This is a genomic window from Desertivirga arenae (assembly GCF_017355785.1).
In the GTDB taxonomy this organism is placed as follows: domain Bacteria; phylum Bacteroidota; class Bacteroidia; order Sphingobacteriales; family Sphingobacteriaceae; genus Desertivirga; species Desertivirga arenae.
Genome location: NZ_JAFEWE010000001.1, coordinates 568,713 through 581,021 on the forward strand (window position 1 = coordinate 568,713; position 12,309 = coordinate 581,021).

Here is a 12,309-nt window from a genome sequence, read left to right on the forward strand (position 1 = left end):
TATAAAATTCAATAACAAAGGGCTTTTAAACAATCATTAGCAATAGTATGACAGCAAAGCATCTACAAAATCAATTTACTACAACATGTTGCTATTGCGGTGTTGGCTGCGGAGTAGTAGTTGACAAGGAAAAAAACGGAACAATCAGCGTTAGTGGTGATAAGGACCATCCGGTTAACAGGGGAATGCTTTGCAGCAAAGGAATGAATCTTCAATACACCGTAAATGATAAGACAGACCGTTTGCTATATCCTGAAATGCGCTTCAATAAAAACATGCCAAGACAAAGAGTTTCCTGGGATGCAGCTTTGGACCGTACTGCAGCTGTTTTTAAAACATTTATTGACAAATACGGACCAGACTCAGTGGCCTTCTACGCCTCAGGTCAATGCCTTACCGAAGAATATTATGTAATAAACAAACTGATTAAAGGATTTATCGGAAGCAACAACATCGACACAAACTCCAGGCTTTGCATGAGCAGTGCAGTGGTAGGATACAAAATGTCGTTGGGTGAAGATAGCGTACCTGTGTGCTACGATGATATTGAACTAGCTGATTGCTTCTACGTTACGGGAGCCAACCCGGCTTGGTGTCATCCAATTCTATGGAGAAGGGTTGAAGCCCATAAAGCAGCAAATCCCGGTGTTAAAATAATTGTAGTAGACCCAAGGATAACAGATACTTGCTCGATCGCAGACCTCCATCTTCAAATAAATCCAGGGACAGATATCACACTGAACTATGCTATTGGCCGGGCTCTCATCGAAAATGGCGCAATAGATCCAGATTTTATAAATAACCACACCGAAGGATTTGAAAAATACAGGGAACTTGTATTCGGAAAAACAATTTTCGAAGCTTCCGTTATCTGTGGAGTAAACGAAGACGATATTCTTCTTGCCGCAGAATACATAAGTGATGCAAAAGGATTTATAACCATGTGGACAATGGGACTTAACCAAAGCTCTATTGGTACCAATAAAAATTTAAGCTTAATAAACTTAAACCTGATTACGGGACATATAGGCAAACCAGGATCTGGTCCTTTTTCCCTGACAGGACAACCAAATGCAATGGGCGGTCGCGAGGTAGGAGGTTTATCAAATCTCCTGCCTGCCCATAGAAACTTAGCAAATCCACTGCACCGGGAAGAAGTACAGAAATTCTGGGGAGGTACAACCATTTCAGAAAAGCCAGGACTAACTGCTACGGAGATGTTTGAGGCACTTCATGAGGGCCGGTTAAAAGCTATATGGATCCTTTGCACTAATCCACTGACAAGCCTTCCGAACACCCGTTTTGCAGAGGAAGCACTTAAGAAAGCCAAATTTGTTGTTGTACAGGAAGTTAGCAGCAAACCAGAAACCCTTCAATATGCTGATGTAATTCTTCCGGCAGCAGCATGGACAGAGAAAGAAGGCACTATGACTAATTCTGAAAGAAGGATTAGCTACCTGCACCAAATCATTCCCCCTCCCGGCGAAGCTTTGGCTGATGCTGAGATTATTTGCCGCTTTGCAAGGAAGATGGGCTATCATGGTTTTGATTACAGTTCCATGGAAGAAATTTACAGGGAGCACACAAAACTTACAGCAAAAACAAATCTGAATATACTGGGGCTTGATTACAACATTATTAAAGACCAGAAAACGATTCAGTGGCCCTTCAATAAAAAGAACAATACGGGTACTAAGCGTCTATTCACCGACAAAAAATTCTACACCCCAAGCACCAGGGCCATCATTCATGCACCTGAAGATACCTTCACCAGTGAAATGCCTGATGAGGACTTTCCCTTCATTTTAACAACAGGCAGGATTAGGGATCATTGGCATACCATGAGTAAAACAGGAAAAGTAAATAAGCTCAAAAAGCATATCTCGCAGGCCTTCCTCGAAATTCACCCCTTAGATGCTGATCAGCTAGGAGTTAAGGATGGTGAAATTGTAACGGTGAACTCAAGAAGAGGTGACGTACGGGTAAAAGCAAAAGTTTCCGGAAGCATCAAGCAAGGGGTTGTTTTCCTGCCAATGCACTGGGGGAAAATACTGGGCAATGATCTCAACAGGGCGAATAATGTTACGAGTACCTTACTCGACCCTTACTCCAAAGAACCTGATTTTAAATACTGCGCGGTTAATGTTATAAAATACGTAAAACCCAAACAACATATTGTAGTGATCGGTGCTGGCGCAGGATCATTTGGATTTGTAAAAAGCTATCGCGAAATCAATCAGGATGACGAAATCACCATATTCAGTAAAGAAGACTTCCCTTTCTATAACCGGGTAATGCTTCCGGATTATATCAGCGGTGAACAACAATGGGAGCAGCTGGTAAAAATGAAAGATTCAGAAGAACCTGAATACAGGATCAGACTTCTCAGAGGTGTAAGCGTTGAAAAAGTAAACCGTGAGGAAAAGTTTTTAATAGATTCAAGAGGTATAAAAACTTACTACGACAAGCTTATCGTGGCTACTGGTAGTCGCGCAGCGATACCCAGGAATGTCCCCACCCTTCCTGGTATATTCACTATGCGAAGTCGGACTGATGCTGATAATTTCAAAAAGCACGTGCCGAAGAATGGCCATGTAGTTATTGTTGGAGGCGGATTACTAGGCCTTGAAATGGCGGCTTCTTTACGCGAAATAGGAATAAAGATTACAATCGTACAGCGTATTTCAAGATTTCTCAACCGACAGCTAGACCCACTGGGCAGCCAGTTGCTGCACGAGGAAATGGTAGATCAGGGTTGTGATATTTATTACAACGATGAGGTACAATTATTCTACGGACGATCTAAGCTTACCGGTGTAGGCCTTGCGAGTGGAAGAAAGATAAATTGCGATGCTTTGATCATTGCAATTGGAACTACGCCAAACCTCGAATTGGCACGGGACTCTGGTTTGGAATGTAAAAGAGGCGTGGTAGTAAATGAGCGTTTACAGACTAGCGACCCTGATGTTTTCGCTATTGGGGAGATTGCAGAATTTGAAGGGGTATTGTACGGGATAACCGCAGCGGCAGAACAGCAGGCAGAAGTTGTTGCCCGTTCCCTGAGTGGAGATATAGCCAGCTACTATCAAGGCAGCTTGTTTATGAATATTATAAAGATCCAGGGTTTTGATTTGTGTAGTATTGGAATACCAGAATGCCCTGACGATAAGAACTACGAGGAGATAGTATTCATCGACAAAGCGAAACGATACTATAAAAAATGCATTATTCACGAAGACCGCCTTGTCGGAGCAATTCTGATCGGGGATAAATCAGAGTTTCAGGAGTTCCGGGAGCTTATAGGTAATAAAACAGAGCTAAGTGAAAAACGGATCCAGTTGCTTCGAAGCGGCAAAAAAGCAGACCCGGTACTGGGAAAACTCGTTTGCAGTTGCAATAACGTAGGAAGCGAAAATATCAAAAACAAGATACAAGGCGGATGTAGCGATTTTAAAGAGCTCTGCTCATCTACAGGTGCGGGAACGGGCTGCGGCTCTTGCCGTCCTGAAGTGAAACGTATCCTTGAAGAAAGTTTAAAAAATGAATTAGTTGAAAGCGCTGTAGTATGAAAGAGGAATTAGCATCACCAACACATTCCATAAAGATCAATCTCCCCGGTGGCATTGTTGCGGCTGGAGATTTACTGGTAATACTGAACGCGGCAGAAAAAGCAGGGGTATCGAAAATCAGTCTTGGTAACAGGCAACAACTTTTCCTCAGTGTGCAGGATGAAAAGCTGGAAGACCTGGAACATGAATTCCTTATGGAGGATATTGAGTATGAGAAAGGCTCAGACATCTATCCTAATATAATTAGTTCGTATGTTTCAGAAGACATTTTCAGTGTTTCTAATTGGCTTCGCGAAGGGGTTTATAAAGACATTCTGGATGGTTTTGATTTTAAACCTCAATTAAAGATCAATCTGGCAGATAACAATCAGAGCTTTATCCCATTCTTTACCGGAAATCTGAATTTTATAGCTTCAACCATTAGCAATTTCTGGCATTTACACATACGATTCCCTAAATCCAATAGTTTTTACTCCTGGCCAAACCTCGTCTATACAGAAGACATAGCAGCCTTGTGTAAGCTAATAGAAGAAAATATTTTCGCCAATAAGGCTCTTTTCTATGATCGGGATATCGTTGACGGATCTATTCTGTTTGAAAAGATATCGGCATTAAAGCGTTTTATTACACAGGCTCCTATAGAACCGCTGACGCTTCCCGACTTTCAGCTCCCCTATTATGAAGGCTTTAACAAATACGGGAACAAGTACTGGTTAGGGATCTATAAACGTAATGAAGAATATTCTATTGAGTTTTTAAAAGACATCTGTTCCATTTGCCTCCAAAGTCGCGTAGGTCAGATTTATACAACTCCATGGAAATCACTTATTATTAAAGATATAAATCCTGAAAACAGGAAACTATGGAACTTTATTCTTGCGAAAAACAGGGTTAATGTCCGGCATGCTTCCAATGAGCTGAACTGGCAGATAGAAGACCAATGCGAATATGGCCTAAAACTTAAACAGCATCTGGTGCGGCAGTTTGATCTCGAAGATATCCGGACCTTTAAACTTTGCTTCGCGGTTAAGATAAATCCCAAAACAGGATTATTTGGATCGGTTATTATCAAAAAGCATCCTGAAACAACTCAGGGAGAACAAGATAAGTTTGATGTATTACACACCCGCGACTTTAATCCGAACTCAAAAGACTTTTTAATCTACCGCACTGCTGTTTCTTTCGATAACCTTGCTAACACTTTGATTGAATTGTCGGATCATTTCTACACCCTGCAGACCGATGGGGATTCAATATCTCCTTCTATATTATCTTCGGGCAACGAACAGGAACAGGAAGAAGAGAAAGTGATAGTGCATCAATGCAGGCATTGTGGAACAGTTTACGATCAGGAATACGGAGAAGATTTTGGCGCAATACCAGCTGGCACACTGTTTTCTTCCTTACCGGCAAGCTACACATGCCCAACTTGCGATTCACCAAAAACAGATTTTACAGAAGTTGACAAAAACTCTTTAGTACAAATGGTACTTTTGTAGTAGAATGGATATAAACTTGCTGCTAGCACTATCTCTCTTTGTAGTAGGATTTCTCTACGCTTCTGTAGGACACGGTGGTGCCAGTGGCTATCTTGCCGTACTTTCAATCTTTGCAATACCCGTCTTAGACTACAAGCCCCTGATACTGGTGCTGAATATTTTGGTTGCAAGTATGGGTTTTATCCAGTTTACAAGGGCAGGCTATTTCAAATGGCGACTCTGTTGGCCCTTTTTGCTGACCTCCATTCCCGCAGCATTTATTGGTTCAAAGATGCCGGTTAAAGGTGACCTTTATAACCTACTTTTAGGTCTTGCTCTCGTTATTCCGGTAATTAGATTGCTGGGATTTACACCAGTAGAAAGACTTCGGCGAAAAGAGGTTAAAGTCCCGGTGGCACTTTTTATAGGGATTATCATAGGGTTCTTATCGGGGATGTTAAATATTGGCGGAGGCATATTCCTGAGCCCGGTTCTGATATTACTGGCTTGGGCAGATGCAAAAGAAGCTGCCGCTGCTTCTGCAATTTTCATCGTACTTAATTCCGCTGCCGGATTATTAGGATTTAAGGGAACAATAAACTTCGACATCTCATCTTCCGCCTGGTTTATAGCTGCTCTTTGTGGAGGAATAGCAGGAGCTTATTGGGGTAGTCAACGTTTTAAAGTGGTTACTGTTCGATATTTACTAACGGCCGTACTGGCAATAGCTTCTGTAAAACTTATATTTTTCATGTGATGGTTGAATTGAGAGATGATTTTGAAAGAAAGTTTAAGACTCTGCGGGTAAGTTTAATCAATACCTGCAACCTGGGCTGCGTTTATTGTACCTGCGGAACTGAAGATCTTAAGGAGAACCATATTCTTACCAAGGAGAAAGGATTGTCTGCCGATGCGCTTTCTGCTATTATTTCTCAGCTACATCATTCTCTTCAGCTGGAAACAGTCCGTTTTACCGGTGGTGAGCCTTTACTCTATAAAGATCTGATTAAGATAATAAGATCGGTAAAACAACTAGGAATAGATGATTTAAAGATAACCACGAATGGTCTTCTACTGGAGAATATTGCAGGGGACTTAGCTAAAGCTGGCATCAAATCGATGAATGTTTCGCTTGATGCTATTGATGAGGATATATTTTTTAAAGTCAGTCGCAGAAGCGGGATTCACAGGATCCTTAAAGGAATTGATAAGGCCATAGAGAGTGGAATTGATGTTAAGTTAAATTCTGTTGTAATGAAAGGCTTGAACGAAAGCCAGATCCTTCCTCTACTGGATTTTGCTTTTAAAAGAAACTTAAAGATAAGGTTCCTGGAAATTATGGCCATGGGGCATTTATTTGGCGAGGCAGATAAGCATTTCTTTTCTCAGGATGAGATCCTGGCCGTAATTAATTCTCAGCACCAGTTTCAAAAACTTTCAAGGACCAGCTCCTCCACTGCAAATTACTGGCAAACGATTGAAGGTAAAGTATTCGGAATAGTTGCAAATGAAAGCGAACCTTTCTGTGGCGATTGCAATCGCCTTCGGCTGGATTCCCTTGGAAACATTTATGGTTGCCTCAGCAGCAATTTCCCTATCGCTGTTACAAACATTGAAACTGAAGACGAATTAGCAAACAAGCTGCAAATCGCTATGTGGCAAAAGCAAAGCCTTAAATTCACGGGCAGCAATCTCAGCATGCTAAATATTGGAGGATAGTAATGACTATAGAAGTTTACGCAATACTCAAAGAATACTTTGAAAAGCAATTCATCATCAGCGAGCAGATCTCAGATATTAACGCGCTTAAAGAGCACCTCTCAATACAGAACCCGGAAGCAATAGATATTTTACGTTCCTGCAGATTTGCAGTAGACGATGAGTTTGTTGCCGATACTTATCAATTGAAAGAAAATGACAGCATCAGCATTATCCCTCCAAGCAGTGGAGGTTAGTCAGTGTATTTCTTCTGAACCTCTTGACCTGGCTGGTTTACTTGCAAAGAGCCACCACCCACTGGCAGGCGCGGTTGTACTTTTCAGTGGAGATGTGCGAGATAACAACCTGGGCAACCACGTAGACTATCTGGAATACGAAGCAAAAGAAAGCATGGCGGCAAAAATGATACAAGAAATCCTGCTGGAAGCAAAAGAGCGTTGGAATCTTAATATTGCCGTTGCCCAGCACCGGATAGGCAAAGTTGCCGTTGGAGAATGCGCAGTGGTGGTTATCACCGCAACCCCTCATCGCCGTGAAGCTTACGAAGCCAACCGTCATATCATTGACAGGATTAAGCATGAGGTGCCAATCTGGAAATGCGAATACTTTAAAGATGGTAGCAAGAAATGGGGAGGTAACTGTAATTGTCATGACATCACTGGCGACCCTAATAAGCATTTGTATGAGACAAGCACTTCAGGCTCTGACCTTCCCGCTCCCATGAAGGAGGAGTTTACAGGAAGCATAACTAGAAGAGTATAATTATGAACGATTTAAATTCCGTGTACAGCGGCCTAAGCAAACCCAGTGTAACCATTGAGTATTGTCCTAAATGTGGCTGGATGCTTCGCTCAGCTTATTTTGCTCAGGAACTTCTGACCACCTTTTCAGAAGATATAAAAGGGGTATTTCTGGCTCCGTCCGAAACTAGTGGTACATTTAAAATATTTATAGAAGCTGACCTGATCTTTGACAGAAAGACCAACGGAAGCTTTCCTGAAATAAAGGAATTGAAACAGCTGGTTCGGGACATTGTTAATCCGGAAAAAAGTCTGGGTCACTCAGACAGGAAATAGTCATGAGTAATTTAATAGGAGTTATTTTATGCGGCGGTGAAAGCAAGCGTATGGGTCGGGATAAAGGTCTGATTGAACAAAATGGAAAACATTGGGCTGTACTCATTGCTGAAAAGTTGAGGCAACTTGAACTACCAGTTGTGGTTTCAATTAACAAAAAACAGCAGGATGCGTATGACATACTTTTTCCGGATACTCCTCTTATTGTTGATAAGCTCACTATAAAGGGTCCGCTAAATGGTTTGTTAACCATTCATGAGAATTTTCCGGATAAAGACATACTTCTAATGGCTACCGACCTGATAGATATGGACGATAAAACTTTAAAGGAACTTTTGGAGGTATATCAAAACGAGACAGGTTTCGAGTTTTACGCATATGATAGTGAGGGCTTCGCCCAATCTTTCTGCTCAATCTTCACTGCCGCTGGCTTGAAAAAAGTATTTGAACGGTTCATGAATAACGAGTTAAAGAAATACAGCTTGCACGATCGGTTTAACGAAGGAAAAACCAGATTTATCCCTTTATCTAATATAGAAGCATTTAATAACTATAATAATCTGTAAGCGCCTTCAGAGAAGAAATCAGACTTTGGCCTATCAGTAAGGTACATGCAACTGTTCCGTTTGCTGTGTTTGAGCACTGAAGTAGCCCAGAGCACCTCCACTTATATTCGAAACCGGGTTTGCTGGTGTTACAGAGGCACCTCCCCGGCTCCTGTTCTGATCCAAACCAAGCCAATACCTGTAAATGACAGGGTCTATACATTGCATCTCAACCATCACCTTGTCTCCTTTTTGCAAATTAACGTCTACATCAAACAAGTCTCGCGTTACTTGCTTTCCGTCAGTAAAATCATCACTGTAAACAAAGATGGAACTGGTCTTAACACTGTTTATAGACAGTACAAACCGGTAATAATTTCTTATCTGTGGTGGATCTCTAAAGATCAGTTGAAGAGATGTTCTACTATTACTGAATATCGTAGTGCTTTGGAAGCCTATGGAGTCTATAGTAACCTGCGAAGGCATAGAAGATTGAGCGGAGTAAGTCTTTCCGTTATAGGCTATAGTCAGGTTATAAGTCCTTCCAGGAATCCCGCGGAAGCGACGTGAACTATATACACCGGGGGCTCTTTCGCGAAAAGCATAGCTGATACCCTCCTGATCTTTGACAGTAACAGTTGCGCCGGAAATACCTGTAGAACTATTAGATTCACTGATGGGAAGAGTTGTTGTTATTCGAACAGACTGTGTATCCGTCCGGTTATTGATCACGCCTTCCACTACCAACAGAGGCTCTGAATCTTTCAGGTCAATATCAATTACTTTTTCACAGGCCGAAAATAACAGCAGTGTAAACAGAACCAAAAAAGGATAGATCAATCGCATTGCACTAATATTTGAAGTTCCAGGTTACAGAGGGGATAATACCAAACAGTGATGTTTGCACCGCCTGAGTTCTCTTTAAGTCATCCGGATTATCCTTGAATTCAACAATATATGCATTCTTCCGGTTGTACAAATTATAAACACTAAAGGTCCAACTGGATTTGTAACGTTTATTACTTCTGCCATTTAAAGTTGCGCCGAAATCAAGTCGATGGTAATCGGGCAACCGGTAGCCGTTTCGCTCAGAGTAGTAATACTCTGTGTGGCCATCTAACTGATATTTACCACTTGGATAAGTTACAGCGTTACCGGTGTTATAGACAAAGGTGGCAGAAAGCGTCCAGCGCTTACTGAGATTATAAATATTTACCAGTGACACATCATGGGTACGGTCCTGCTTAGCTGGAAAATAATTCCCTTCATCGATGCCATCAAAACTTCGCTCGGTTCTGGAAAGGGTATAACCCAGCCATCCATTATATTTTCCGTAACGTTTTTTCAGAAAAAGCTCCACTCCATAAGCTCTCCCTTTTCCAAACAATAGTTCAGATTCAACATCTTCATTCCCTCTCAGATTAGCTGCATTCTTATAATCGATCTGATTCTCCATCTTCTTATAATATAACTCAGAAGAAAACTCAAAATTATCCTTAAAGAAATTCTTGTAATAGCCTACTGAAACCTGGTCGGCAATCTCCGGCTTAATATTTCTACTGCTCATTACCCAGGTGTCGGTGGGCAAACTAGCCGTTGAATTAGAAAGTAAATGCAGGTTTTGAGTATTACGGGTAAGGGACGCCTTTACTGAAGAATTGCCACTAAGCTTGAGACTTGCTGCGAACCTCGGCTCAAGATAGAAATAAGATGTGGCAATTTCTCCTTTCTTATACTCCTTAGAGCTTACAGTTGAGCCATTTCCGTCATATTTTTTTATAGTACCAGGTCCAAATAGTGCGAAAGAACTTGCACGCAGCCCATAATTTAAACTAAGTGAATTAGAGGGTTTCCATTCATCGGATATATACATGGCCCATTCAGTTCCCTGGCGACTTGTAATAACTTTATTATTCACATCGGAGCTTGAAGATGAGCTTATTTCCCCGGGCCTGATTTTATGGTGACTTGCGTTTATGCCAAAGCGCAGGGTATGACTGCTGGAAGCAAAATACTGATAGTCCTGCTTTAAGTTCCAATCCCTGATAATAGAAGTGACCCTGAAGTCACTGCCCTCACTTAAGTTCTCTATGGCATAATCATAATCACTATAAATTAAACTGGTATTGGAGAAAATTTTATCACTGAAAAGATGATTCCATCTGAAGGTAGCCGTCGAGTTTCCCCAATTAAAATAAAAGCTTTTATTTAAACCAAGCTGATCCTTCCCAAAATAACCTGAAATGTAAATCGTATTGTTCTCGTTCAGCTTGTAATTTGCTTTGGCGTTAAAGTCATAAAAATAGAGAACCGTTTTACTTAGTGCCGTATCGGAGGATAATTTAAGAAAGAGATCAGCATAGGTCCTTCTGCCGCCTAACATAAACGACCCTTTTCCATTTTTAATAGGTCCTTCCACTTTTAAACGGGATGCTATAAGTCCAACCCCGCCTTCTGCAGTATACTCCTTTCGATTGCCTTCATTCATCGTTATATCCACTACCGATGCAAGCCTTCCTCCGTATTGTGCGGGCATTCCTCCTTTATATACAGAAACATCTTTTATTGCATCTGAATTGAAGGTCGAAAAAAAACCTAAAAGGTGGGAAGCGTTATAAACATTCGCTTCGTCTAGTAGGATAAGATTCTGGTCAGAAGATCCCCCTCGTACATAAAATCCGCTATTCCCCTCACCAGCTGACTTTATTCCTGGTAGCAGCTGAATAGTTTTCAAAATATCGCGTTCCCCTAACAGAACTGGAATATTTTTAACACCCTCCATATTAAGTTTATCTAACCCCATCTGTGGACGGGTGATCTGTTCATTCGATGCACGACTGCTAACCACAACTTCTTTCAGCTGTTTGTCTGGCGCCAGCTCGAAACTCAGGTTTTGATTCCCTTGTACGCTCACTTTTCTTAAGACCGTCCGGTAGCCGATATAACTTAACTGTAGGGTATAATCTCCCGCACCTGTACTGATGGAGTAAAATCCGTAAGTATTGGTGGAAGTAGCTTTATCCTGCTCCAAAATTTTTACAGAAGCCCTGATAAGTGTTTCGCCACTCACAGAATCCTTTATTACTCCTTTGATTGTGTATTTTATCTGAGCCGAAAGCCTGGATGGGAACAGCAGAAACAAAGCAATAAGCAGGAACAGCGAAGTAAGAGGATATCTTATCCCTTTAAGCATGTGCGTTTCAAATATTCGCGAAGATAACAATTGAGACATTGGCGACATTAATAAATATGCATTCAGCCAGGGATTTAACGCTTGAAGCTTTACCGGAAATTAAACTTTCCTTAAACAAAAACTCTGTTCAGCCTTTTATAATAAGTATAAATTCTCGCTATGGAAAAACTACATGGTACAACCGTTCAGGAACAACTTGAGGAAATAGAACATATAAAAAAAGTGCGGGAGGTAGCAGATAAGCTTAAAGATATTAAAATTGCAATGCTTACCACTATTAATACGGAAGGAAAACCCCACAGCCGTCCCATGTATACTTTCGATGTAAAAGATGATGGTATTATATGGATGTTTCTCGCTAAAGATTCCCATAAGGTTAAGGAGATCGAAACAAATCCAAACGTAATCTTGAATTACAGCAATCCGCAGCATGATCTTTACATAACGGTGAACGGCTTAGCTGAAGTAAGTGAGAATGCTGCTAAAATTGAAGAATTATGGACTGATCGTTTTAAAGCCTGGTTCCCTTACGGAAAGACTGACCCTAATCTCGCTCTATTGAAAATTACGCCTCAGCAAGCAGAATACTGGCAAAGCCCTGATATTTTACTAGCTCAAATTGTTTCTTTGGTAAAGAACACTATTAGCGGAAATGCCTATGTGGAGGGCGAAAACAAGAAAATAGACTTTTTAAGCAATCATCACGGAGAGGACAAAACCAGGTCATAG

11 protein-coding genes are annotated in these 12,309 nt (G+C 41.2%); 9 read left to right on the plus strand and 2 right to left on the minus strand.

Annotated features, from left to right (window positions below):
- The first annotated feature begins 47 nt into the window (after window positions 1-47).
- Genes J4N24_RS02250 through mobA form a run of 8 tightly spaced genes read left to right on the plus strand, consistent with a single transcriptional unit; the run spans window position 48 to window position 8,408 of the window.
- Window positions 48-3,569, plus strand: a complete 3,522-nt coding sequence (locus tag J4N24_RS02250) for a nitrate reductase (RefSeq protein WP_207532007.1) — start codon at window positions 48-50, stop codon at window positions 3,567-3,569.
- Window positions 3,566-5,068 carry a rubredoxin domain-containing protein gene (locus J4N24_RS02255; RefSeq protein ID WP_207532008.1) on the plus strand — a complete coding sequence of 501 codons (1,503 nt, stop codon included), beginning with the start codon at window positions 3,566-3,568 and terminating at the stop codon, window positions 5,066-5,068. Before J4N24_RS02250 ends, J4N24_RS02255 begins: the two co-directional genes overlap by 4 nt.
- A 4-nt stretch (window positions 5,069-5,072) precedes the next feature.
- On the plus strand, window positions 5,073-5,804 hold the full coding sequence (locus J4N24_RS02260) for a sulfite exporter TauE/SafE family protein (protein ID WP_207532009.1): 732 nt from the start codon (window positions 5,073-5,075) through the stop codon (window positions 5,802-5,804).
- Window positions 5,804-6,766, plus strand: coding sequence for a GTP 3',8-cyclase MoaA (locus tag J4N24_RS02265; RefSeq protein WP_207532010.1), 963 nt, complete (start codon window positions 5,804-5,806; stop codon window positions 6,764-6,766). The genes J4N24_RS02260 and J4N24_RS02265 overlap by 1 nt, the downstream gene beginning before the upstream one ends.
- A gap of 2 nt (window positions 6,767-6,768) precedes the next feature.
- A complete protein-coding gene (locus J4N24_RS02270) occupies window positions 6,769-7,002 on the plus strand; it encodes a MoaD/ThiS family protein (RefSeq protein ID WP_207532011.1) in 234 nt (77 codons plus the stop codon).
- Window positions 6,962-7,528, plus strand: coding sequence for a molybdenum cofactor biosynthesis protein MoaE (locus J4N24_RS02275; protein ID WP_207532012.1), 567 nt, complete (start codon window positions 6,962-6,964; stop codon window positions 7,526-7,528). The genes J4N24_RS02270 and J4N24_RS02275 overlap by 41 nt, the downstream gene beginning before the upstream one ends.
- A gap of 2 nt (window positions 7,529-7,530) precedes the next feature.
- A complete protein-coding gene (locus J4N24_RS02280; RefSeq protein WP_207532013.1) occupies window positions 7,531-7,842 on the plus strand; it encodes an Rdx family protein in 312 nt (103 codons plus the stop codon).
- 2 nt (window positions 7,843-7,844) lie between these two features.
- Entirely contained in the window at window positions 7,845-8,408 is a 564-nt protein-coding gene (gene mobA / locus J4N24_RS02285; RefSeq protein ID WP_207532014.1) for a molybdenum cofactor guanylyltransferase, read from the plus strand.
- Between the two features lie 33 nt (window positions 8,409-8,441).
- On the opposite strand, the gene J4N24_RS02290 is transcribed toward mobA, so the two are convergent.
- Together J4N24_RS02290 and J4N24_RS02295 are read right to left on the minus strand one after the other, a co-directional pair.
- The gene (locus J4N24_RS02290) at window positions 8,442-9,233 is read right to left on the minus strand and encodes a DUF4249 domain-containing protein (protein ID WP_207532015.1); all 792 of its coding nucleotides are present in this window, start codon (window positions 9,231-9,233) and stop codon (window positions 8,442-8,444) included.
- Window positions 9,234-9,237: 4 nt separating this feature from the next.
- The gene (locus J4N24_RS02295) at window positions 9,238-11,580 is read right to left on the minus strand and encodes a TonB-dependent receptor (protein ID WP_207532016.1); all 2,343 of its coding nucleotides are present in this window, start codon (window positions 11,578-11,580) and stop codon (window positions 9,238-9,240) included.
- 159 nt (window positions 11,581-11,739) lie between these two features.
- Between J4N24_RS02295 and J4N24_RS02300 the strand changes: the two genes are divergently transcribed.
- Entirely contained in the window at window positions 11,740-12,309 is a 570-nt protein-coding gene (locus J4N24_RS02300; RefSeq protein ID WP_207532017.1) for a pyridoxamine 5'-phosphate oxidase family protein, read from the plus strand.